Below are 24,516 nucleotides of genomic sequence, written 5' to 3'. Positions count from 1 at the left end.
AAATTGAGTGATTTCATTCCGGCTCCGATTGCGCAGCTTCCCTGGAAAACGATTCTGCTTCTGTTCGTGCTGGCCAGCTTTGGCTTCATCGTGCTCTATTCGGCGGCCGGCGGCAGCCTGACACCATGGGCAGGCCTGCATATGGTCCGCTTCACCATCTTCGTCGGGATGGCGATCGTGTTGTCGCGGTTCCGGGAATCTTTCTGGAAGGCAGTGGCTTTCCCGGTCTATATTGCCGTGGTTCTCATGCTGCTCGGCGTGGAGTTGATCGGCGCGGTTGGCGGCGGCAGTCAGAGATGGCTCAACCTTGGCGTCATCCGGCTGCAGCCTTCGGAACTGATGAAGGTCGCGATCATATTGGCGGTGGCCCGATTCTATGACCTGTTGCCACCCAGCCAGATACGGACATGGGGCGCGATCTGGCCGCTATTTGCGCTGCTCGCGGTGCCCTGTGCGCTCATCCTGCTGCAACCCGATCTGGGGACGACGATAACCGTCGTCGCCGGCGCGCTGACCATCGCATTTCTCGCCGGACTGCCGCTGCGCCTGTTTATCGGCGGCGGTGCGGCCATCGCGGTGCTCGCGCCCCTCGCCTATTTCTTTGCGCTGGAAGAATATCAGCAACGGCGCGTGACCACTTTTCTCAATCCGGAGAATGATCCGCTGGGCGCCGGCTATCATATCAGCCAGTCGAAGATCGCGATCGGTTCCGGCGGCCTGTTCGGCAAAGGCTTCATGAACGGCACCCAGAGCCATCTCGATTATCTGCCGGAGGGCCATACCGACTTCGTCTTTGCCACCATGGCCGAGGAATGGGGTCTGATGGGCGGGATATTGGTGCTGTTCTGCTTCTTCCTGCTGTTCCGCTGGGGTCTTGGCGTCGCGATGAAGGCAAAAACCCGTTTCTCCCAACTGACCGCAGCGGGACTGACGGTGACTATTTTCTTCTATGTCGCAATCAACCTGATGATGGTGATGGGACTGGCCCCGGTCGTCGGTATTCCCCTGCCCTTCCTTAGCCACGGAGGCTCGTCGATGATGACAATAATGATCTGCGTCGGCATCCTGATGTCTATCGAACGCAATCCTGGCCGAAGCGGCAACGCATTTGGTTGATTTTTCGAACCAAGCGGTTGCGTTCACAAAATCCGGCCCTATATAGCCACTCATATGGACGCTTAGCTCAGTTGGTAGAGCAGCTGACTCTTAATCAGCGGGTCGTTGGTTCGAAACCAACAGCGTCCACCAAATTTTTTCAATGGCAGAGTAGTTACGCCGCTGGAATTGGAAAATATCTCGCGACCACATAACAACCACTCGACTTGGTAATATGTGGTAAGTCAGAACAAATTAGGCACCGTTTTTTAGAGAGAAAGAGCGGCACAATCTGACGGCTCTGTTCCTGTTGGCTATCAACCTGCCGCCCTAGGTTCTTGCAGACTGTTCATGAAAACCTTCAATAAGGCGGATGTCGGAGAGCCATGATAGCCACCGATGTCGGCGAACCAATGTATCTATCGGCTACCGGCATCGTTCATATCTTCGCTTGCTACCTTCCGAGCGAGCCGGTCCGCGCGTCGGCGTTGCTTCTTTTCAAGAATTTTGCGGCTGGCTTCGCCGAGAAGTACGGTATCTGCCATGACCGCGCCGCGCTCGCCGATGGGCCTGTCTTTTCCTGTCGTCGAATCCTCGAACGTCTGGCGTTCGGTTTCCGCATTTATTTCCGCTCCGATCAGAACCGAATAAGCTGACAGGAACAACCACATCAGGAAAATAACAACCGCAGCGAGCGATCCGTAAGTCGCGTTATAGTCGCTGACATTGGCGGCATAATAGCCGAAACCTATGGTGATCAACAACCAGAGCAGAGTTGCCACTACCGATCCCAGCGAGAGCCAGCGCCATTTTGCGGGCCGGCGATCGGGCGCATAGCGAAAGAACAGGCCAAAGGTCAGGCTGACCAGAAATCCCGCCATCAACCAGATCGCCAGTTTCAGAAAGACCAGCACACTATCGCCAAGATAGCCCTGCAGGAAATTGCTGATATAGGTGAATAGTGAGATTGCGGTAAGACCGACAATCGCGACCCCCGCCATGCCGATGGTAATCTGCGCGCCAACGAGTGTCGTCATGAAAATATTACGCGATTCATGTTCTTCATAGATGATATTGAGCGCTTTCATCATCGCATTTGCCGCTCGCGTCGCGCCATAGGTCGAGACAAACAAGGCGATCGCCAGGCCCAGACCTTGGGCGGCCTTGTTCGTGTTGACGACCGATAGCAGCTGCTCGCGCAGGATGGTAAGCACGGCAGTGGGTAGGATGGCAGACAATTGTTCAATGCTGTCGGTAACCGTATCGGGGTTACCGACCAGGCCATATAGCAGCACGATGACTGCGATCAGTGGCACAAAGGCGAGAAAAGCGAAAAAGGCAACGCCGGCCGATAGCAAGGGCAGATTGTGAAAGTCGTTCATCACATATAGGCGCTTCAATATCGCCCACCATGCTTTCAGCGGGAAATGAAGCGGAGACCGAGCCTTTGCTCCGGGCGTCTGCGCCTCGATATCGCTCAGGCTGAGATTCTCATCAAACCGGTTGGTTTGGGCTTTGTCATCGTCAGGCTCACCAATCATCGGGTCGACCCGATTTGCCTTTGGATTGCTTCTTCCGGTTGTCCTGCGGACTCAATGATTTTATCCGCCTTGCGTCCCTCGGCCAGATGTTCGTTCACGCCGGACTCGATTCTCTTGGCCTCTTCGTTCAACTGATCGAGATTATCCTGATATTTTTCATCAAAATCTTTCTCGCAGGCGTTCAACGATAGTAGCGAGATTGCGAGCAATATGATTTGTCCGCGCATTAATAATCCTTCCGGTATCGCACATTGACGTTCGAGCCGCCAAAGCTGCCGACCGAACTCAGGACGGACAGCGCAGGCGTCAGGCTGATTTCCAACTGTGTCGCCGTATAGCCGCGCGCATCGGTCACGATCTCGACATAAACGTCATTGGTTATATATTGCCCGGCGGCAATTGACGTGCTGCGGCCCGTGTCCTTGTCTGCACCCAATATGCGCAGGCGATCGATGCCCACCGAGGATTGCAGCACACCAAGCGGATTGAGCCCTCCCCCACCGCCACGCAATCCGTTTAGCGACGATGCCAGTTGCACGGCTTGGATTGGTGTCAGTTCACCGATCGAATTGCCAAATAATATGCGCGCCATAATCTCGTCCTGCGGCAAGCCGGGCGTCGAACTGAACGCGATTTCCGGATCCTCGGCGCTGCCCGTGATGTTGACGTTGATGTTCACGTCATCCACTTCACCACTGGCTACCAGCAGTAACGTCGGGTTGGTCATCGAACCGCCATTGAAGCGCAGGCGCCCTGATTCCAGATCGAAAGATCGACCGGCAAAGCCAAGCGTTCCGCGGATCAGATCAATGCCGCCGGTCAGCACAGGCTTGCCCGTGGTGCCGCGCACCTTGATATCGGCGGACCATTCGGAATCGAGCCCCATTCCGCTGACATAAATCTGGTTGTCGGCTATCAAATCGATGTCCAGCTTCCAGTTGCCGGGCACCCCGCTAATAGGTTCAGCATCACCGGTGATTTTCTTGCGACCCAAAGCAGGTTTGCGCCGCACTCCGGTCAGGGTCGCGACTTTCGTCGATCCTTCATACACGATCTTGTAGCGCGTTTCGGGCAGGCGAATACGGCCACGGATCGTCGCAGGGGTGGTCGAATTGTTGACTAGCTGGATTTCGCCGGTGGCCGATGCGGCAAGATCGCTGCCTTTTGCAAGCGTTGCATTGTCCAGATCGAGTGCCAATTGCAGCGGATAGCCCTTGGCGGAACTCAACGATACAAAACCCTTGCCGCTGATCGTTCCGTCTCCGGCATTGGCGGTCAATTCGGTCACCTCCAAACGGTCGTTGGTGAAGTTGCCGCGGATCTTCATATTGGTAAGGCGGGTGCCGTAGGCATTGTTTTCGTAAACCAGCTTGTTCGCGCGGACCACACCGGTCAGTACCGGTGACTGCACTCGACCGGAGAAGTCTGCCGCCACGCCGATAGGGCCCCGCAGATCCTGATCGGGAAGCGCCGCGAGAGAGAATAAAGTGCTAGCCGGTCCATTATAGCGCAGGCCTCCGGATAGCGGCGCTGCAAGCAACCGTGTCGTCCATGATCCGGCAGCAGGTGGAAGCGGCGTCAGGTTTACATGCATCCGGCCGATAGCAGCACCCCTGCGCCGGAAAATCGCACGAGCATTGCCGCCATCAGCGAGCAGCCGTCCGACAAAGTGCAGATCCACCGGCTGCGATACCGACGCCAGGCTGGTGCGGGTAAAATTGTCGATCCGCAAGCGCGCGTCCGCTTCCGGAAATGCGCTGGGCGAGCTTTGGGAAAAATCGAGGCTACCCGTCGCTGTTCCCCCGAGGCCAAGACCGGGCATCATCGGGTTGATGAGCGCCAGATTCACGTTGTTCAACCGGCTTTGAATATCGAGGCCGCGCCCGTAATCGCCCGCTAGCTGGATGCTGCCTTTCGACAAGTCGATGGTCGTGGGCAGCAGGCTATATTTGTCACGCCCGGGAATGATCCGCGCGGCTTTGCGGGTTTTAAATTCAACGCCGTTGGCCCGGCCATCAAGCGCCACTCGCCAAAGCTCGGGATCAAGGGCGGCGTTGGCTGCGAAACGGAAAGGAACCTGGTTTCGGCCTTCCGCCATGATTTTCGCTGTGCCTTTTCCGCCGCGATAATCGATTATTGCCCGCGCTGCAGCAATTTGCAGATCTTGCATTTTCAGGCCCTGGATCTGGACATCGGCAATGACCTGCGGCTGGTCATAAAGAATGATATCCGCATCGATGATGGCCCGCTCGATCGCCAGATTGGCAGGGCCAGGCAATAGGGTTTGCACAGCAGTTGCGGCGATGATTGCCCGCTGCTTGCCGCTGAAGGCACTCAGGATCACGTCCCCCTCTATCCCGGAACCACTGGCGGCCAGTTGCCCAGAAAATGGACCGGCTCCGGTCTGACGGATGCGGCCTGTCAAACCGACTCCGGCAAACTGGGTTCCGCTATTCACGTCAACCGTCAGCGGACCACTACCCGCAAGGATATCGACATTGGCGTCAAATTGTCCGTAATCGCTATTGCCATCGGCGACGATGGCATAACCCTTTGCATTGCCCCTGATAGTGGCAACAACATTATTCATGCCCACTCCGAAACCAGGGCGCGCAGCGGCTATTATGGCAACCGGGCGAGCCACGCTGCCGCTGACTTTTACGCCGATCGGTCCATATTGGTCAGACATACCCTTGGCTGCAAAATTGATTCCGCCAGACGGGGTATAGCTGCCACTGCCTTGGGTCAGCCGGAAAGATGGAGCTGCAACATTCAGGCTGCTGACCCGGGCGATGCCGTTCGTGTCATAGGATAGTTTCGCGACGATCAGGCTGTTGCCGCCGAGAAATTCCCGAGCGCCGTCGTTGAATATCTGGCTCGACCGCGCGCGGACTGTGCCGGTCAAGGCAAAGGCGCCATTGCTCCCGGATTCCAGGTCGATATCGCTATCGATATTGAAGACACCCACGCTTTCGACCCGATAGCCGTTGATGCGGCCCTTGAGCCCGCCGGTATATAGTCCCTGGTTGAGATCGGCAACGATGACTGCGGTCGCATTGATCCGGTCTGAAACAATCTTGAGATTGTCGGATAGCAACCTGCCATTGGCATAACCGAAGTCACCATCCAGCCGGACATTGGTAAGCAATGCGCCGACGCCTTCGTCGAGTCCGGCAATCCTTTGCGCCCGCGCCTGTAAAGGAATGCGCCATTCTTCTTCTTCCAGCTTAACATTGCCGCTGGCGCGCAGGCCGATCACCGACGTCTCATCAAAGCCGATCCGCGCTGCATTGATTGTATATGCGATAGCGGGGGCAGCGAAATCACCGTTCAATATCATATTGGCGGTGACGCCGGCGCCATTAACATTGGCGGCAATTACCGATGGCTGAAGCAATCGGAAATCGACGTTGAGATCCTGCATCTTGTTGTTGCCGAGATCAACGATACCGTTGGTCGCCAAAACGAAATTGTCACTAGCAAGCCGCCCGTTGATGTCGAACTTCCGGTCCTCGCCGGCGGCGGTAAAGTCGATGTGGGTGACTGGCTCGAGCATGTTCTGGCCGGGGCCGGAAGTAAACAAACCGGGCCGCGCATCGCCGCGCAATGTGAATGTACCGTTCCGTGCCGATATGGCTACGTTTGCGAGCATGTCCTCGCCGCTTTTGCCTTCCAGTGTACCGTTCCATTTGGCCCAGTCGCCCTTGCCGTTCAGTGCGAGGCTCATCGGCTGACCAGTGCCGGAGAAACCGGCTACAAGTCCATTTTCCGGAGCATCCAGATTGAGCGCGAGGTCGAGCTTATTCTGTTCCGGCATGGCGTCGAGTCTGAATTTCAAACTGTCGCCGCCTGCAACACCCGGCCTTGCAAGCGCCCGGGCTCGTCCGTTTAGAAGCGCGCGGGCATCAGCAATTTTCACCTCCGCTGACAGGCTGAGCACGTGACGTTCGCCAGTTATCACCTTGGCAATATCCAGCTCGCCGACTTCCAGTGTACCAACATCTATATCGAGGTCGGGCAACAGGGGCCCCTCGGACTCTGTTGGTAAAAATTCAGGCATGCGGAGCAGGCTAGCTTTCGGAATGATTAGCGAACGAATATCAACATGACTGCCAATGAAAGCGAAGGGCCGCCAGTCCATTCTGACGGTGTCGGCGGTAGCGAAAACACCTTCCGGATCTCGGATTTTCAGACCGGCAATTTCCATCTCGCCGTAGATGGAACCGCTGATCTCATCGACTTCCAGTTGCATACCGTTTTCGAACTCGAACGCCTCAATCTGATTTTCGACAAAGCGATGTCCGCTGCTGCTGTCCAGCCAGAGATAGCCGGCAATCAGGATCACCAGAACCAGCGCGATCAATGCGCCCGACCAGATCGCAACTTTATGAGTCCAGGGCCCGTAAGTCTCAGTTTCGCTCATGGTTTCGTTATCCGCCATCAGAATGCCTGTCCGATCGAGATATATACCGAAACTCGCGATTCACCCGGTTGCCGGTTTATCGGGGTGGCGACATCGACCCTGAGCGGTCCGAAATTGGTGTAAAAGCGCCCGCCTATGCCGACGCCGTAGCGCAAATTATCAAAGCCCGGAGTGGAACTCGTGTATACTTGCCCGGCATCTACAAAACCGACTATCCCGTAGTCGCCAAAGCGATAACGGACTTCCGCCGCCGCTTCGACCAGACTGCGCCCGCCAATCGGACGGTCTTCAATGTCTTTGGGGCCAAGTTCCTGATACCCGAAGCCGCGAACAGATCCGCCACCGCCGGCATAATAGCGCCGCGAAGGTGCAATCATTTCCCGATCCGCGCCGGCGATAGATCCGACGCGCGTACGGCCCGCAATGATGATACCGTCATCGACCTGAAAATATGCGGTTCCTTCGAGAAGGCCGCGGCCATAGATTTGCGTGCCGCTGCCAAGCGATGCTTCCGGCGACAGTTTCGCAGACAGACGGAAGCCTTGCGTCGGGTCAAGCAAACTGTCCGTCGTATCAAATGTGACCTGACCCGGCAGCGCGGCGACGTAAAAAGTACGCCGATCCCTTTCTCCGGTAGCAAAATTGAAATCTTGTTCATTGGAGCCGAGAACCTCGAAACCATAGCTATAGGTCAGCCGCTTTTGCCAGATTGGGGTGCTGTCGTAAGAGATGCGCCCGGCCAGCTTGCCTGTGAACGCCTCATAGGCTTCAAAATCGCTGTGCAACGCGGAGATGCCCAGTTCGACCGTTCTGTCGCGGCGACCGGCATTGCTGCGACGAAACGTCAAGGACGCACCCTGTTCCTGGGTTCCTGCCACTCCGCTTGCGATAAGCGCGCCTTCTGGCGGGAATAAATTGCGATGGGTCCAGCTGCCTTCCAAACGAAAGCCCTGCCCGGTACTATAGCCTGCGCTGCCCGCTAGAGTGCGCGGTGGCCCTGCTACCTGCTCGACATTGATGGTTGCATATTCGGTTCCGTCCGGCGCGGCCTCTCCACTCGCGGTTGGCTTGACCGATACGATCGAAAACAGACCGGTGGCGACCAAGGCCTTGCGGAGATCGTCGACCATGCGGCTGTCGTAGAGTTCGCCCTTATCAAAACGGCTCAGCACCCCGATATGGTCGGCGTCAAAGGCGGTTGTGCCGGTCGTGATTATCTCGCCATAGCTGCTCCGTGGGCCAATATTGACAGGCAGCGTATAATCTCCGGTGCCGGTTTCTGGGTCGAGTAGAATATCGCGCTGTCCGGTTTCAGCGAAAGGATAGCCTTCCTGTGGCAGAACCACCGCAATATTGGCTTCGGCTGCCAAGACCCGCTCGGCGACAATTGGCTCACCGGTTTTGGGCACAAAATTTCTGGTGATCAGGTCTTCGGGAACGACTCTATCAGCATCGAATATTATAGTGCCGAGATCGTAGCGCCTGCCGGGCTCAACCTGGAGCACGACCGTCAGCTTCTCGCCGTCGGTCTCGGGAAGTTCTACCGCACCGTTCACCAATGCGTCAAAAAACCCCTGACCGGTCATGATGTCGACCAGCAATTGCTGATCCTCTTGCATCCGGGCAGAAACCATTGCGCCGTTCGCGGCTTTGCCGTCAGCCTCTTCCAGTGCAGAAAGCTCCTCAAACAGGCTGCGAATATCATCCGCACTGACAGGACGAACTTGGGTCTTTCCGGTTTCTTCGAGCGATTCGAGTCCTTCTATCCGGTAATCATATCGTAATGCCGCGGTCTGCTCGCTGTCGTCGGCCTCCGTATACTGGCTCTCGTCGAACGGCTCGACATCGAAGCTATCAATTGGTGTCAGCGGATCGTCGATTTCAGGATCATTCACCGGCGCATCGGCAATCAACTCGTCCGCATCGGCATCTTGCAGTTCAGGCAATACCGCTATCCCGTCCCGCGCATTTTCCTGTTGTGCTTGACGTTCCAGTCTTTTTTGTTCGGCAGCCCAGTCTTCGACGCTCCCCATGGGGGCATCAGGATTATCATCAATCGCGGGGATGGTCGCATCGAATTCGGAATCATCAATGATCGGTGCGCGCGGGTCTGTTGGAGACTGGGTGGCATCCAACGCTTGAGCCAGGGCGGCGGTCGAGTTTAAGCTCGCTAGCGATATAATTGCGGTGAATGCCGGGAACATGTTCTTATGACGCATTCTGGTGCCGCACCTAGTTAAACGCACATCAGGAATGAAATGCTGTGATATTGTTTGTCAAAATGAGGCCGCCGAAAATTTCGACAAATAATAGCCTCAGCGACCTTACGCTCAAATCGTCAACCGGTTCCCTATAGAAAACATATTTTCACTCGTCATTGATTAAACGACGGCTTCCCACCCAATTGAGGCCTTTTGAAATGATTAGATGGAAAATAAAAGCAGCCTGACGGCGATCTCCCAAAAGAAGCGGACATCAGCCCGTAAGTGACTGTTGTCCGAGGCAATTTCGAACTGGACTGGCCGTCCGGGTTTGTGCTGCCGGTTCGAATTGTGACGTCCCACTGTTTTTCTCCTTGGCCGGAATGGCCATGAAGAGCGTCAACTGTTGGGGGATAAAAAATCCAGCTGCTATGTCGGAAGTTGGGCCTGAAGCGGACATATAATCGAGTTCACCGGAATGTCTGACATTGGGCCGGTTACACCGATTAAGAGCACGTTGCTGCTCGATTTTCAGGAACGTCAGCTTCGACCCGGTTGGCTGAGTATACACTCCCCCGTTCCTGGGATTTTCAGGATAATTCTATCAACGTCCGATCGTGAAGCTCATTCAACAGATCAAGCACATCCTTGTCGCACACGTCTTTGGAGATATGATATTCCTGCAATATTGCTGTCTTTATCTCGCCAAATTTTTTGCCGTCTCCGATGAGTTCCCATATATGGCGGCCGGAATCGCTCAAACTGTAAAATTTACCGCTTTCCGTGTGCATCAATGCGAGTTCATCATCGACAACCGCCTCGACGCAATCCGCAGTTTTACTGATGAAGCTATTGTCCGTGATGGCGCTCATATTATCCGATAGTCCTGATCATGACAGGGAATGTGTATTTTTGCTGACTCTTAATCAGCGGCTCGTGGGTTCGAATGCACACGGCGGCGATCCGGGACAGGTCATGCCCCCGACGGAACCCCGCGGTCCTGATCTTGCGGCAAGTCTATCGGCGTGGCCGCACAAATCGTGCGTAGCGCCTGTTTCAGCCCTTCTTCGACCGTCGGGTGGTAATATGGCATTTCCAGCAACTGGCTGGCCGTCTGCCCCTGCTGGATGGCCCATGTCAGCATATGCGCGAGATGTTCGCTGGCCGGCGTGCACAAGTCCGCTCCGATCAAGCGGCCATCCGGTGCTGCGGCATAAAGCGTGAGAACACCCTCGTTGGTGCCTTCGACGCGCGCCCTGCCCTGATCGCTGAAATCGGCGGTACCGGTGATCACCCCGTCTTCCTCCGACTGGCCGATACGGGCCACCGGCGGGCTGGTGAAGGTGATACTGAAATGCGGGAAGCGGTCGGCGTGCATCGATGCCGGGAAAGCCACGGCATTCCGCCCGGCAATCGCACCGTCTTGCGAGGCTTCGTGCAACAGAGGCAAATCATTGGCGACGTCGCCGGCCAGGAAGATCGAACTATCCCCGCATTGCATGGTATCGCGGTCGTGGACGGGCACACCATCATCATCGAGCGCGATCCCGGCGGTAGCCAGATCGAGGCTTTCGAGATTGGGTGGCCTGCCGGTGGCAACCAGCACATGATCAAACTGTGCCTGTCCCGAAGAAGCGCCACTCCACGAAAGATGCGCACCGTCTTCGGTTGCGCCGGCCTCCAGTTCCACGCCCAGCTTCAGCGTCAGGTCCGCCTCGATTATTCCCTTAAGCGCCGCATGCACCTTGTCGCAGCGGATGCCGCCAAGGCGTTCACCCTGATCAAACAGCGTCACATCAACGCCCAGTCGCGCCATAGCCTGCGCCAGTTCCAGACCGATGGGTCCCGAGCCGATGACGGCTAGCCGGGCCGGCAGATCGATGAGATCGAATATATTCTCATTGGTCAGCAAATGCTTTCCCAGCCCGGCGAACTGGTCGGGAATAAAGGGCGCCGAACCCGTGGCGATCACTATGCGGCGGGCCTCGATCTGACGGCCATCGTCCAGTTCAAGACTGTCTGACGCAATGAATCTTGCCCTGCCGCGCAAGCGAACGCGGTCGGGAATATCGGCAATGCTCTCGCGAGTCAGTCTGGCAAAGCGGTCGCGCTCGTCGCGCACCCGCTGCATCACAGCTTTTCCGTCGATCTTGATATCCGAGACCGTGATCCCGAACAGGCTGGTTGATCGGGCGGCATGGGCCGCATGCGAAGCCGCGATCAACAGCTTTGACGGCATGCAGCCCACCGTGGCGCAGGTTGTTCCATTATAATAAGGATCGATCAGCAAAGTGCTGGCGCCATTGGAGCGCGCCGCCCGTTCTGCCGCGAGCCCGGCTGTACCGGCCCCGATAACCGCGACATCACATCGCAACATTTTGGTCATATCAGGCGCCAATCGTAATCGACTTGACGTTTACGAACTCCTTCAGCCCGACTTCGCCATGCTCGCGGCCATAGCCGCTATCCTTGACCCCGCCAAAGGGCATGTCCGGTGACGCAATTGCGTAAGTATTGATATTGACCATGCCGGTGTCGAAATAGGTCGATGCCATTTTGACCGCGCGATCGACGTCCTTGCTGAAGATACCGCCGCCCAGCCCGTAGCGGCTGTCATTGGCAATGCGCATTGCGTCTTCGTCGTCCCTGGCTTTGATGATCGACGCAACCGGACCGAAAATCTCGTCATCATAGGCGGGCTGCCCGGGCGCAACATCGACCAGCGCGGTGGCGGGGTAGAACCATCCTTTATCATCGGGGATGACGCCGCCAGCGACGACCTTCGCACCCTTGGACACGCTCTCCTCGACCTGGGAATGGACCTGGTCACGCTGGCTACGTGACACCATGGGGCCAAGCTGGGTATCCTCTTTATTCGGGTCACCCATATTTATATCTTTGAAAGCGGCGGCATAGCCTTCGACAAAGGCATCATAATTTTTCTCGGTGACGATGAAGCGTTTCGCATTCACGCAGGTCTGGCCATTGTTAAAAATCCGGCCCTGTACACAGGCTTTGATTGCCAGATCGAGATCGGCATCGTCGAACACCATATAAGCGTCGTTCGAACCGAGTTCCATGACCGTCTTTTTGGTCACTGCTGCTGCTCTCTGGGCGACAGACCGACCGGCCTTGTCGCTGCCGGTCAGGGTAACACCGCGGACCAGTTCATGCTCGATAATCGCGTCCGACTGATCGTGCGTGATCAGCAGCACGCCGAACAGGCCATTGGGCAATCCCGCGGCTTCGTAAATATCGCGCAGCATCAGACCGCTGCCAGTGCAATTGGCCGAATGTTTCAGCAGCACGCCGTTGCCGACCATCAGGCTGGAAATCGAATAGCGGATCGCCTGATAGCAGGGGAAGTTCCAGGGCTGGATGCCGTAAATAACGCCGAGCGGGGAATAGGTTACTAGCCCGCGCCCTTCCGGTATCTCGCGTTCTTCGTCGGCGAGCATGCTCGGCCCGTGCTTGGCGGTATAATCGCAGATGCTCGCGCACAGTTCGATTTCCTCGCGCGCGTCGCTGAGCAGCTTCCCCATTTCGTCGGTCATCAGCTGGGCAAATTTATCCTTTGATTTCCGTAACTCGGCGCCGATTGCTGCAATCACGCCTGCCCTTTCATCAAGACTTTTCAAACGCCAGTCGAGAAAAGCATCATGGCTGGTCTGGACCACTTCCATGGCCTCTTCATCCGACATGATCGGATAGGTTTGCAGGAGCTCTTCGGTAAGCGGGTTCACGGTTTTAATTGTCTTGTCAGTCATGGGGGATCCTTGTTTTCAAATTTGGTCTGAAGCCTGGGGGATTGGGGATTTGCTCAGCCGTAGGTTTTGCGGTGATCGTCCAGCGTATCGGAAACATGTTCCAGCGCCTTGTCGATTGCCTCTGCGAAGCTTTCGTCGTCGAGACGCAATATGCCGCTATGTGCAGCGCAGACGATATTGGTGTTGGCCCAGTCACGGGCCAGGTCCCTGGCCCAGCGGATATAGTCATCCGCCGCGCCGGCACGCTTTTCCAGCCCGTCCGCAAGCTTGGGATGGAAGCGCAATTTCGGGCCCGGCACCATTTTCTGGGCGAGCGCCGGTAGATTGATGACCATCAGCGTATCATCGACATGGACAATGCCGCTCTCCCTGTGCCGCACAATGACCGAACCGACATGCACACTGTCGTCATCGGAAATGAAGTCGACGCCGGAAGGGATTGAAAAATCGAGAATATCGGCAAATTGCTGTTGGGTAGCCGCATCCTCGATGAGATCCTTGTCCCAATGCAGATGCGGGGCGTGCTCGTGATGGCGACGGGTACCGATGAGCCGGGCATGGGGCAGCATCTCATGCATGAATTCGCAGTGGATGGTGTGAAATGGATGAACGTTCAGCACCGCCTCGATCAATGCGCCGCCATCGGTCAGCGCCATCAGTTCATCTTGGTCGGACTTGTCCAGCTCGTAGGAATCAAGCAATAGGAAGGTCCCGCCGGGCTTGCGAACCAGCGACATATGGGTCCCTATGTTGATAACGTGCGCGATTTTAAAATCACCGCGGATGTTCCAGAAATTGTCAGCCAGATGTTCGATCGCAACGCTCCTAGGAAAATTCGATGGGGGTTGCCTAGACAACACCCGAGAGCTGTATCGGTTCCTACGGAAACGGGAATCATATGGAGCCCGCTGGTAAGGGATATCTTAAAGCTACGGATTTGGCATTTCGATCATGAAACGATCATTCTCGAGAGTGAGACGCTGCCGTCAGATAATGATTATGTCGGGAAATTGGAAAGACGAACGCCCGCTAGCGCAACTGGCTGTCCTTGCTGCCGCGCCGGTTGAAGCCGGCACTCTTCCGGTCGGCATCGCGAACGGACTGACAGACGACACAGGTTCTTGTGCCGGGCAAGGCGCGGCGGCGCGCTTCAGGGATTTCGTCACCGCATTCGGCGCAATATTTGGCGGCGTCTCCGGTCGGCATATCGGCCCGGGCACGTTTCACCGCGTCCGCAATCGTGTCGTCGATCTGATCCTGTACCGCGCCATCGCGCGCCCAACCGCCTGCCATAGAAAGCTCCAGTTTTTCTCTATTGATAAAAGTCTGTCTCTGGGAATTAACGAACAGAAAGCGAGATGGTTGCCATCGTCAGAAGCTTCGGTCCGGCTGCCGGCATTGCAGCCTCATCCCGTGTCACTCTCTCATCCCGTGTCACTCTGGCGCGGTCAAAGAATGTCCGATGACGATCGCTGCCTCCAGAAATTGCAGTAGGTTCGCGATGCCTTCGATACATATAGAAAAAGGCGGGCCCCTTTTCGAGGTCCCGCCTGATATTTCTAGAACAAAGCGCGAAAAAAATGGGGAGCGATACTCTGCTCCCCGGTTTGTTTACTTGTTAACAGCGTCTTTCAAACCCTTACCGGCTTTGAATTTTGCTTGTGTCGATGCTGGAATCTGCATCGGTTCACCGGTACGCGGGTTGCGGCCGGTAGAAGCTTTACGCTTTGAAGTTGAGAATGTGCCAAAGCCAACGAGACGAACTTCGCCGCCGCCGGACAATGCACTGGTGATGGAATCGAATACGGCGTCTACCGCTTTGCCGGCATCGCTTTTGCTGAGGCCGCTGTGATCCGCTACGTTACTGATAAGGTCCTGTTTATTCATTATGGGAATCCCCCCTTCTCTATTGGCAATTCATTTTGAATCGCGCCGTTGTCTGCCAGCAGTAATGCGAAATTATCCGGACGAGTCAAAGAAAAACCGCTGTTTTCTGCGCCAAAGCCCAATTTTCTGCGCCGAATGACAGGAAATGAGACGAACGGTTGAGATGCGGTAGCTGTTTGGATTATTTTACTACCGCATTTCACCTTTGTTTCGAAAGCGCGAATCGCCGATGATCGAGGATCAGTGGCGCGCTGCGGACCCCGCGTCGTCGGCAACAGGGGCCGTGGCATGGCTCGCGAGCTCGTCTGCATCGCTCCACTCAATCGGCTCGACTTTCTCGGCAAGCGCTTCGGCGAGCACTTCATCGACATGGCTCAGCGGAATGATCTTGAGTTTCGACGTGATATTTTCCGGAATTTCGACGAGGTCTTTCTCATTATCCGCCGGGATCAATACCGTGGTGATACCGCCGCGCAGCGCTGCCAGCAGCTTTTCCTTCAATCCGCCTATCGGCAAAATCCGGCCACGCAAAGTGACTTCGCCGGTCATCGCGACATCGCGGCGCACCGGAATTCCGGTCAGGGTCGAAACGATTGCGGTGACGATACCGACACCGGCTGACGGGCCATCCTTTGGCACAGCGCCTTCGGGCAAATGGATATGGATATCCTTGCGGCTGAAGACACTGGGCTTGATGCCGTAAGAAGGCGCGCGCGCTTTCACAAAGGAGAGCGCGGTCTGGATGGACTCGTTCATCACGTCACCGAGCGTACCGGTGGTCTTGATCTGGCCCTTGCCGGATACGGTGACCGATTCAATGGTGAGCAATTCACCGCCGACTTCAGTCCAGGCGAGGCCGGTTACGGCGCCAACTTGGTTCTCTTCTTCGCCGATGCCATGACGATATTTTTGCACGCCGGCATATTCCGCGAGATTATCGGGCGTGATTTCGACGTTCTTGTAATCACCTTCGAGAATGCGGCGCAGCGCCTTTCGGGCCAGCTTGGCAATTTCGCGTTCGAGAGTCCGGACGCCGGCTTCACGCGTATAATAGCGGATCAGATCGCGCAACGCATCATCGCGCAGGGCAAACTCACCCTTTTTCAAACCATGTGCCTCGATCTGCTTTTCAATCAGATGGCGTTTCGCAATCTCGACCTTCTCGTCTTCGGTATAGCCTTCGAGCCGGATGATCTCCATCCGGTCGAGCAGAGGCTGCGGCAGATTGAGCGAGTTGGCGGTGGTCACGAACATGACGTCCGACAGATCAATATCCACTTCGAGATAATGGTCCTGGAACTTGTCATTCTGCTCCGGATCGAGCACTTCGAGCAAAGCCGAGGCCGGATCACCACGGAAATCCTGTCCCAGCTTGTCGATTTCATCGAGCAGGAACAACGGATTGGACGTGCCGGCCTTCTTCAGATTGGAGACGATCTTGCCGGGAAGCGAACCGATATATGTTCTGCGATGGCCGCGGATTTCCGCTTCGTCGCGTACGCCGCCGAGGGACTGACGGACGAATTCGCGTCCGGTGGCCCGGGCGATCGAACGGCCGAGCGATGTCTTGCCGACACCGGGAGGACCGACGAGGCACAGGATCGGGCCTTTCAGCTTGTTGGTACGGGTCTGCACCGCGAGATATTCAAGAATCCGTTCCTTGACTTTTTCCAGCGCGAAATGGTCATCATCCAAAACCTTCTCGGCCTGTTTCAGATCTTTCTTGAGCCGTGATTTCTTGCCCCAGGGCAATCCGAGCAGCACATCGAGATAGTTGCGTGTGACGGTAGCCTCGGCCGACATCGGCTGCATGCCTTTAAGCTTTTTCAGCTCGGCAGTGGCCTTGGCTTTGGCTTCCTTGGAAAGCTTCAGATCCTTGATCTTCTTGCTCAGCTCGGCAAGTTCGTCGCCCTCGCCATCTTCGCCGTCACCCAGTTCTTTCTGGATCGCCTTCATCTGTTCGTTGAGATAATATTCGCGCTGGGTCTTCTCCATCTGGCGCTTGACGCGGCCACGGATTTTCTTCTCGACCTGCAACACGCCCAGCTCGCCTTCCATGAAGGCAAAGACCATTTCAAGCCGTTTGACGGGATCGCTCTCCATCAACAGGCTCTGCTTGTCAGCAACCTTCACATTTATATTGGCGGCCACGGCATCAGCGAGACGGGCAGCATCGTCAATTTCGCCCAGTTGCACGACGGTTTCCGCCGGCATTTTCTTGTTGAGCTTGGAATAATTTTCAAACTGGTCGACCACAGAACGCATCAGGGCCGAGGCTTCGGCGCCTTCCGCCTGCTGCTCGTCAAGCAGATCTATCGCGGCCAATACATAACCTTCCGATTTCTCTTCCAGCGAGACATGCTTGGCGCGCTGCTTGCCTTCGACCAGCACACGAACGGTGCCGTCGGGCAATTTCAGCAATTGCAATACGGTTGCGACCACGCCGAGATCATAAAGCTGATCGCGCACCGGATCGTCTTCCGCCGGATCGAGCTGCGCGACGAGGAAGATTTCCTTGTCCGAATCCATCGCCTTTTCAAGCGCGACCACCGATTTGTCGCGACCGACAAACAGCGGCACGATCATATTCGGGAACACCACGATGTCGCGCAATGGCAACAAGGGCAGTGATTTTGATTCAGGGGCAGGATTGGCTTCGATCTCGGACATTTTTACTCCAACTTTTTGCGCTGCAACAGCGCTTCTGTCCACTATATGGTGCCTGTTGGAGACACTTCAAGCGGAATGCACCCGATCGGAAGGACAGCCTAGAATGGCAGTTTAAAACCTGGGGGTAACTGCATACCGCTGGTCATCTTGCCCATTTCCTCGCTGCTTACGGCATCGGCGCGGTTGCGGGCGTCGTTGAAAGCGGCTGCGACCAGATCTTCCAGCATCTGCTTTTCTTCGGCCTTCATCAGGCTTTCATCAATCGTCACGGCAAGGACCCGGCCTTTAGCGGTCGCCTTGACCTTGACCAGTCCGCCGCCGGCCTGTCCTTCGACTTCGAGACTATCGAGCTTCTTCTGCGCGTCCTCCATCTGGGTCTGGACCTGCTGCGCGGCTTCTTGCGCGGCTTTCATCATTTCTTCCATCGATTTCATGGCTATGCGCTCCTTGTTTCTTGTGGGCGAGGATCATCGTCCTCCAGCAATATGGCATCGGGAAAGGCTTCAAAAGCGGCTTTCACCATCGGGGCATCGAGTATCGCCTGACGTTCGGCATCTCTGATCTGCTGCTCCTTCTCGACCAGACTGGGCTGCGCTTCGCCCTGTCCCTCGGAGATGTTCCACTCCTGACCAGTCTGCTGCTTCAGCGCATCGGCAATTTTCCGGATATCCGCATCGGCAATCGGACGCGCGGGCTGATAGACAAGATTGGGCGCATCGAGCGAGATCAGGCGCATGTCGGCCATCAATATGCTTTCCAGAACGGCAGAGACCTGTCCGACCGCGGTGATAACGTCCGCGAATTCAGTGGGCAGCGTGCTGGTCTGAGGCTCTTGCGCAACGACCGGCGCAGGAACGGCTTGCGCAACGGGCTCGGTCACGGGTGGCGCAGACTGTTGGACTGGCGGAGCACTGGCGGTCGCCGACGCGCCCTGTTCAAGCATTTTCGCGAGCTTTCCCGGGTCAGGCATATCGGCGGCACAGAGCACGCGGAGCAAAGCCATTTCACAGGCTTCGCGCGGCAAATGCGCTTGCTGGACTTCCTGATAGCCCTTGAGCAGCAATTGCCAGAGCCGGTGCAACACCGGATAGGAAAGCTGTTCCGACCAGTCGGAAAATTGTTGCCTTGCCTCTTCCGACAAGGTCGGATCGCTGGCCCGGCCAACCTTGAACAAGGTCACCTGATGCGAAAGCGACAGCAGCCCGTTCATCAGCGACAATGGCTCGACACCGATTTTATACTGGTCGGCAATTGCATCGAGCAGCGCTGCAGAATCGCCTTCGAGCAATCTGGCAAAAAGCCGCCGGACCGCGCCGCGATCGGAAAGACCGAGCATATCCCTGATCTGGGCAGCCTTGACCTCGCCATCGCCGTCCATATCGGCATGGGCGATTGCCTGATCGAGGATCGACAGACCGTCGCGAACCGAGCCCTCTGCCGCCTGCGCAATCAGATCGAGCGCTTCCTGCTCTGCGGTCACGCCTTCTTTTCCGACAATCATGCCGAAATGTTCGGACAGCTGCTCCGGACTGATCCGCTTCAGGTCAAAGCGCTGACAGCGTGACAATACGGTGATCGGAACCTTGTTGACCTCGGTGGTCGCGAAAATGAACTTCACATGTGGCGGCGGTTCTTCGAGCGTCTTCAAAAGCGCATTGAAGGCGTTTTTCGACAGCATGTGCACTTCGTCGATGATGTAGATTTTATAGCGCGCCGAGACCGATGAATAGCGCACCGCCTCGATAATCTCGCGGACATCGTCGACGCCGGTATGGCTGGCGGCATCCATCTCGATGACATCGATAAAGCTGCCTTCGGCGATGCTGCGGCATGGTTCGCATTTGCCGCATGGATCGATAGTCGGGCCGCCCTGCCCGTCTTCACCAATGCAGTTCAGCGCCTTGGCAATCAGCCGCGCGGTTGATGTCTTGCCGACCCCGCGCACGCCGGTCATCAGGAAGGCATGTGCGAGCCGGTCACGCTTGATCGCGTTGCCCAGTGTCTGCACCATTGCATCTTGGCCGATCAGTTCGGAAAATTTTGATGGCCGATATTTGCGCGCCAGCACCCGATATGGCTGCGCTGCGCCCGGGGCGGGCTGCTCCGGCGCATCGACACCGCCAGCTGCGAATATATCTTGTGAATCGGACATGAAGCAACAGTTTAGGCGAGAGGCCGCGGCTTGTCGAAGGCTATTCGCGGTCATTTCTAAGTCTGTCCGAAAACAGGCCGAAAATTCCGCAAGTCACTGATTTTAAGGGTATTTTTATATTTGCAGCCGCTGCCAAAGCTGGGCGCTGGTGCAAAGTAGGAGCCGGGCGACCCGCAGAAAAATCGTTGCGGCTGCTTCCTTCCGGACCTGACCGGGTTGGCGAAGACTGCGTCCACCCGACTCCCGCTGCGCATATGGTGGGAGTTGGGCAAAAAAGCAAGCCGTTAGATGATCTGCATATTGTGGCTTTCGCCGGGCATATGCACGGTCAGCCCGTCAAGTTCGGGGGTCAAGGTGATCTGGCAGGCAAGACGGCTGGTACGGCGCGCTCCGGCGGCCAGATCGAGCATATCCTCTTCCATTTCGGTAGCCGGGGGCAACCGGTCAAAATCCGCAGCCTCGACGATCACATGGCAGGTCGAGCAGGCCATCTGCCCCTCGCATGTTCCCTCCAGCGGCTGATCATGAATTTGCGCAAGGGTGAGCAGATTATCGCCATCGGATGCCTCGACGGAGAGGGTTTTTTCGTCATCGGCGCTGACAAAATGGACGGTGATCTTCTTCATGATAGCTGATTCTCCGCTGCTTGATTGATCAGACCGGCTACCCGTTCGACTTCTTCGACCGTGTTATAGCGCCCGAATCCCAGACGAATCGATGATTTTATTTGTGCCGGCTGCAGTCCCAGCGCCGCCAGCACATGACTGGGCCGCCCCGAACCGCTGGCGCAGGCAGAACCGGCGGAAAAGGCGACGCCGCGAACATCGGACATCAGACGGGCGACATCGAGGCCATCGCGGCGGATGTTGAGATTGCCGGGATAGCGCTGATCGAGAGAACCATTCACCGTCCAGTCGCCAAACAGACTGTGCGCTTTTTCGGCGAGGCTCACGATATGCTGCATATCCTCTTGCCGTCGTTCGGCACAGAGTTTTGCCGCGGCACCCAGTCCCGCGCAGAGAGCCGGAGACAGCGTACCCGAACGCACGCCCTGCTCCTGTCCACCGCCATGGATCGATGGCGGCACATCGATACCGTCGCGCACCCAGAGAGCACCGATACCTTTGGGTCCGTAAATTTTATGTCCGGACAGCGCGATCAGATCGGCTTGCTGCGGAATATCGATCCGGCCATATCCCTGCACCGCATCGCAGAGCATCAGCGCGCCTGCCTGATGCGCCATTTCCGTGATCCGATCGACCGGCTGGACAACCCCTATTTCGTTATTGACCAGCATCGCGCCAACCAGCGCGGTTCGCGGCCCCAAACATGCTTCCAATTCTTCCAATAGGACCAGACCCTGCGGATCAACCGGAATCAGGCTGGTTTCAAATCCCTGCGTGCCATACCAGAGCGCGGTGTCACGGACCGCAGCATGTTCGGTGTCGACAATGGCGATCCCGTTGCGGCCTTGCAGCATCCGGGCCGCACCCATTGCCAGATTGATGGCTTCCGTCGCACTGCCGGTGAATATCACGCGCCCTCCATTGGGGAGCAAAGCAGCAACCTGATCGCGGGCGACCTCGACTGCGGCTGCAGCCTGCCGCCCCATCACATGTGGACTGTGCGGATTGCCGAATCCATCTTTCAGCCAGGGCAGCATCGCATCGAGGACCTCGGGCGCGAGTGGCGTGGTTGCCTGATTGTCAAGATAGATGGGGTTCATCTGCCGGGCTCAGCTCCGCCGGGATTCCGCGAAGATGGACTTCCATTTTTCGATGAAGGCGTAAATATGTGCCCGGCTGGTGTCGCGCCCGATACTCACCCGGATGACTTCCCGCGCGACTTGCGGATCGGTACCCATGGCTTCGAGCACATGGCTGGTCTTCAGCGTCCCGGAAGAACAGGCGCTCCCAGCGGAGACCGAAAATCCGGCCATGTCAAATTTGATCAACTGCGTATTCGCAGCGACACCGGGCATATGATAGCTGGCAATGGTGGCGATACGGGGCGCCTTCTCGGCGATCACCGAGCCGCCTTCTTTCCGGATCGCATCGTCCAGATGCTGGCGCAGTTCCGAAGCGCGCCCGGCCCAATTGGCCGGCGCTTCCAGTGCTGCGGTCATGCCCATTATATAGGGCAGATTCTGGGTGCCGGACCGATAGCCCTGTTCCTGCCCGCCATCGGCTTCGAGCAGCCGGAGATCCTTGACCAGCAGCGCGCCGACACCGGGAGGTCCGCCAAATTTATGCCCGGCGACAATGATCAGATCGGCATCCGGCAATGGCATTTTCCCTATCGATTGCGAACAGTCGGCCATAAGATAGCAGCCCCGATCGCGCGTGACTTTTTCCAGCGCATCCAGATCCTGGATCACGCCGGTTTCATTATTGACCGACTGGATCGACACCAGCGCCGTTTCCTCGGCAGCCTTCAGCAGATGGTTCAGGTTCATCGGAACGACCAGACCGTTCATGTCGACCGGAATCGGTTTCGCGTTGCGCGCGAATCGCAGAACCACATCATGCTCGACCGGCGAGACATATTGTATGGCGGGCTTGGACTTGGTCAGCGCGATCTGAACCGCTTCGCTCGCCCCGCTGGTGAAAATAACGTCGCCATCCCAGTCGAGAGCGGTCTTGAATCGCCGCCGGGCGTTTTCCAGCATCGCCTGGGCGGCGCGCCCGTCGCCATGCGGCGAAGACGGATTGGCCCAATGCTCGAAACCCTCCGCGCAGGCTTTCTTGGCCACATCGAGCATCGGCGCGGTAGCAGCATAGTCGAGATAGATGCGTTTGGTCTCGGTCACGATATTGGCAAAAACTCTCTGGCTTGCGGGATTGAGTTGCGGATTGGTTCACTCTCCCTATATAGACGCTGCATCCAGCGCAAAAGCTATTCTGACTTCTCGCGTTCTGGAGACGACAATCTAGATCGAAGAATTGAAAATCCATGCCTGACGTAATTTTTACCGGACCCGAAGGCCGCCTCGAAGGCCGCTTTAGCCCAGGACCCCGTGACCGCGCACCCGTCGCAATGGTTCTGCATCCGCACCCGCAAGCGGGTGGCACGATGAATGACCGCATCACCCAGGCGATATACAAGACCTTTGTAAAGCGCGGTTTCGCTACACTGCGCTTCAACTTTCGCGGCGTCGGTCGCTCTCAGGGCACATTCGACAATGGCATCGGCGAATTGTCCGATGCTGCGGCAGCGCTCGACTGGGTTCAAAGCTTCCATCCCGAAGCACAGACCACCTGGATCGCCGGCTACAGCTTCGGTGCCTGGATCGGCATGCAGCTTTTGATGCGCCGTCCGGAAATCCGCGGTTTCATTTCGGTGTCTCCGCCAGCGAACATGTATGACTTCAACTTCCTGGCACCCTGCCCGTCCTCGGGCATCATTGTTCAGGGCGTGAATGATGAAGTCGTGACCCCCAGCGCCGTCCAGAAACTGGTCGACAAGTTGCGGACACAGAAGCACATCACCATTCACCATGACGAGATTCCCCGCGCCAATCATTTCTACGAAAATGAAATGGAATTGCTGATGGGATCGATCGACAATTATCTCGACATGCGGCTGGCGCCGGATTCGCCGATCAAGTAAATTGCAGGCCTAGTCGCCGGATTGCGGCGATAAAGGCTGATTGCTCTCCGGTGTCGGTATCGTCCAGATTCCGACATTGGCGAACATGACGGCGGCCGCCACGAGCATCAGCAGGCCCTGCTTTCTGTTGGTGCCCTTGCGCAATATATAAATTCCGCCAGCCAGCAGTGCGGCTCCCGCCAGCATGAGTATCGATAAGATCAGGTTCGACATGCCGAAGCCGTTACCGGTGCATCGGCAGGCTGACAATCAAATCTTTCGAAGATTTCCGGAAATCGCCGCGCCTCCGGAACCGCTACATATACCATTTCCGGCCAAAGCCTGTGGCCCAGATTGCCTGTCACTCACTGCATTGTTACACTTCAGAATACGATAGACTTGATGAGCCTGAAACGGACAATGCTTGATCAATTTTGAACCACCACTCCTGATCGTCGCTCCCTTGGCGGACGATTTCGCCCTGACGCAAGTGCCTTGGTGTGATGCGGCCAGAACAAATATATCGGTCAACCGCGCGAAGTTCAAAAACCTGGAAATGGCCGAAGTCATTGTCGACGCCATGCCTTTTCGGCTCTCTCGTCTGACGGCAGCGGAGGCCAGACGAAAATTGACCGCCGAGACATCTGAATTAAGCTTCTGTGACCTGCCGTCTTCGGCAGAATTTGTCATCGGCGTAGTGCCGGGAGACAACCTGACCAGCGCCAGACATATTCCCGAGGTCAACCGCCGATTGCTATTGCTTGGCAAATGGATCGGGGAAAGCCTGACCGCAACGGGAGCAGCATGGATGCCGTCGCGCAGGCTGGTGAATTTTTCCACCTTTCACCACGCCGTCGTCCAGTATCTCGCTGGCGGGCCGTTTCCGACGCTACTCCGGACCTCTGTATCAGAAGTCCGCAACGGCCATTTCGTGACGACCGGGCTGCATTATTTTACCGGTCAGGAAGTCCGCCTGACCACGCCCGAGAGCTATGATCTCGCTGCGGTCAGCAAACATCTGTTGCGGATCATCGACAACATCACCACCCACGGAAAAATAATCAGACCGGCCCGGTCAGAGGGTCTCGTTCAGGGAGAGACTCTGACATATACCCCCAGTGACAATCTTGCCCATGTCGAAGTCGGCATCGCCAACGATGCCTTCAACTCCGACCGGGTCAAGATTCAATAG

Annotated in this window: 20 protein-coding genes, 1 tRNA gene and 1 other RNA gene; 4 read left to right on the top strand and 18 right to left on the bottom strand. The window is 56.6% G+C overall.

The genetic code is table 11. The annotated features are described in order from the left end of the window. Nucleotides 1-3 precede the first annotated feature (3 nt). Entirely contained in the window at nt 4-1,116 is a 1,113-nt protein-coding gene (rodA, locus tag ACWFTY_RS09370; RefSeq protein WP_447523967.1) for a rod shape-determining protein RodA, read from the top strand. A gap of 56 nt (nt 1,117-1,172) precedes the next feature. Next, nucleotides 1,173-1,248, top strand: a tRNA-Lys gene (locus tag ACWFTY_RS09365). Nucleotides 1,249-1,514: 266 nt separating this feature from the next. On the opposite strand, the gene ACWFTY_RS09360 is transcribed toward ACWFTY_RS09365, so the two are convergent. The 17 genes from ACWFTY_RS09360 to ACWFTY_RS09280 all read right to left on the bottom strand — a co-directional run bounded on the left by ACWFTY_RS09360 (nt 1,515) and on the right by ACWFTY_RS09280 (nt 22,545). Continuing rightward, nucleotides 1,515-2,636, bottom strand: a complete 1,122-nt coding sequence (locus ACWFTY_RS09360; RefSeq protein WP_447523966.1) for a YihY/virulence factor BrkB family protein — start codon at nt 2,634-2,636, stop codon at nt 1,515-1,517. Then, nucleotides 2,633-2,863, bottom strand: coding sequence for a hypothetical protein (locus tag ACWFTY_RS09355; RefSeq protein WP_447523965.1), 231 nt, complete (start codon nt 2,861-2,863; stop codon nt 2,633-2,635). The genes ACWFTY_RS09360 and ACWFTY_RS09355 overlap by 4 nt, the downstream gene beginning before the upstream one ends. Continuing rightward, a complete protein-coding gene (locus tag ACWFTY_RS09350) occupies nt 2,863-7,059 on the bottom strand; it encodes a translocation/assembly module TamB domain-containing protein (RefSeq protein WP_447523964.1) in 4,197 nt (1,398 codons plus the stop codon). Before ACWFTY_RS09350 ends, ACWFTY_RS09355 begins: the two co-directional genes overlap by 1 nt. Before the next feature lie 17 nt (nt 7,060-7,076). After that, a complete protein-coding gene (locus tag ACWFTY_RS09345; protein WP_447523963.1) occupies nt 7,077-9,278 on the bottom strand; it encodes an autotransporter assembly complex protein TamA in 2,202 nt (733 codons plus the stop codon). A 572-nt stretch (nt 9,279-9,850) separates the two neighbouring features. Continuing rightward, nucleotides 9,851-10,132 carry a PqqD family protein gene (locus tag ACWFTY_RS09340; RefSeq protein ID WP_447523962.1) on the bottom strand — a complete coding sequence of 94 codons (282 nt, stop codon included), beginning with the start codon at nt 10,130-10,132 and terminating at the stop codon, nt 9,851-9,853. 101 nt (nt 10,133-10,233) lie between these two features. Then, nucleotides 10,234-11,646 (bottom strand): dihydrolipoyl dehydrogenase, encoded by a 1,413-nt coding sequence (locus ACWFTY_RS09335; RefSeq protein ID WP_447523961.1) that lies wholly within the window; start codon nt 11,644-11,646, stop codon nt 10,234-10,236. Nucleotide 11,647: 1 nt separating this feature from the next. Further along, entirely contained in the window at nt 11,648-13,027 is a 1,380-nt protein-coding gene (locus ACWFTY_RS09330; RefSeq protein ID WP_447523960.1) for an NAD-dependent succinate-semialdehyde dehydrogenase, read from the bottom strand. Between the two features lie 53 nt (nt 13,028-13,080). Continuing rightward, a complete protein-coding gene (locus ACWFTY_RS09325; RefSeq protein ID WP_447523959.1) occupies nt 13,081-13,764 on the bottom strand; it encodes a hypothetical protein in 684 nt (227 codons plus the stop codon). A 292-nt stretch (nt 13,765-14,056) separates the two neighbouring features. Further along, on the bottom strand, nt 14,057-14,320 hold the full coding sequence (locus tag ACWFTY_RS09320) for a DksA/TraR family C4-type zinc finger protein (protein ID WP_447523958.1): 264 nt from the start codon (nt 14,318-14,320) through the stop codon (nt 14,057-14,059). A gap of 318 nt (nt 14,321-14,638) precedes the next feature. After that, nucleotides 14,639-14,914 (bottom strand): HU family DNA-binding protein, encoded by a 276-nt coding sequence (locus ACWFTY_RS09315; RefSeq protein WP_348019993.1) that lies wholly within the window; start codon nt 14,912-14,914, stop codon nt 14,639-14,641. A gap of 240 nt (nt 14,915-15,154) precedes the next feature. After that, nucleotides 15,155-17,584: an endopeptidase La gene (lon, locus tag ACWFTY_RS09310; RefSeq protein WP_447523957.1), complete on the bottom strand. Its 2,430-nt coding sequence runs from the start codon at nt 17,582-17,584 to the stop codon at nt 15,155-15,157. A 98-nt stretch (nt 17,585-17,682) separates the two neighbouring features. Next, on the bottom strand, nt 17,683-18,018 hold the full coding sequence (locus ACWFTY_RS09305; protein ID WP_447523956.1) for a YbaB/EbfC family nucleoid-associated protein: 336 nt from the start codon (nt 18,016-18,018) through the stop codon (nt 17,683-17,685). Between the two features lie 2 nt (nt 18,019-18,020). Further along, a complete protein-coding gene (locus tag ACWFTY_RS09300; protein WP_447523955.1) occupies nt 18,021-19,736 on the bottom strand; it encodes a DNA polymerase III subunit gamma/tau in 1,716 nt (571 codons plus the stop codon). Between the two features lie 152 nt (nt 19,737-19,888). Then, an RNA gene (ffs, locus tag ACWFTY_RS09295) (signal recognition particle sRNA small type) lies at nt 19,889-19,983 on the bottom strand. Between the two features lie 37 nt (nt 19,984-20,020). Then, nucleotides 20,021-20,362, bottom strand: a complete 342-nt coding sequence (locus tag ACWFTY_RS09290) for a 2Fe-2S iron-sulfur cluster-binding protein (RefSeq protein WP_447523954.1) — start codon at nt 20,360-20,362, stop codon at nt 20,021-20,023. After that, nucleotides 20,359-21,462, bottom strand: a complete 1,104-nt coding sequence (locus tag ACWFTY_RS09285) for a cysteine desulfurase family protein (RefSeq protein ID WP_447523953.1) — start codon at nt 21,460-21,462, stop codon at nt 20,359-20,361. Before ACWFTY_RS09285 ends, ACWFTY_RS09290 begins: the two co-directional genes overlap by 4 nt. Nucleotides 21,463-21,471: 9 nt before the next feature. Further along, entirely contained in the window at nt 21,472-22,545 is a 1,074-nt protein-coding gene (locus ACWFTY_RS09280; RefSeq protein WP_447523952.1) for a cysteine desulfurase family protein, read from the bottom strand. Nucleotides 22,546-22,688: 143 nt separating this feature from the next. On the opposite strand from ACWFTY_RS09280, the gene ACWFTY_RS09275 reads away from it, so the two are divergent. After that, nucleotides 22,689-23,345 (top strand): alpha/beta hydrolase, encoded by a 657-nt coding sequence (locus ACWFTY_RS09275; RefSeq protein ID WP_447523951.1) that lies wholly within the window; start codon nt 22,689-22,691, stop codon nt 23,343-23,345. A 9-nt stretch (nt 23,346-23,354) separates the two neighbouring features. On the opposite strand, the gene ACWFTY_RS09270 is transcribed toward ACWFTY_RS09275, so the two are convergent. Continuing rightward, the gene (locus ACWFTY_RS09270; RefSeq protein WP_447523950.1) at nt 23,355-23,558 is read right to left on the bottom strand and encodes a hypothetical protein; all 204 of its coding nucleotides are present in this window, start codon (nt 23,556-23,558) and stop codon (nt 23,355-23,357) included. 190 nt (nt 23,559-23,748) lie between these two features. On the opposite strand from ACWFTY_RS09270, the gene ACWFTY_RS09265 reads away from it, so the two are divergent. Then, complete coding sequence (locus ACWFTY_RS09265) at nt 23,749-24,516, top strand: hypothetical protein (RefSeq protein WP_447523949.1); 768 nt, start codon at nt 23,749-23,751, stop codon at nt 24,514-24,516.

It is taken from the genome of Parasphingorhabdus sp. NYA22, from assembly GCF_976973735.1.
Note: the sequence above shows the minus strand (reverse complement) of the source record. Positions and strands in the feature narration are given on the sequence as shown.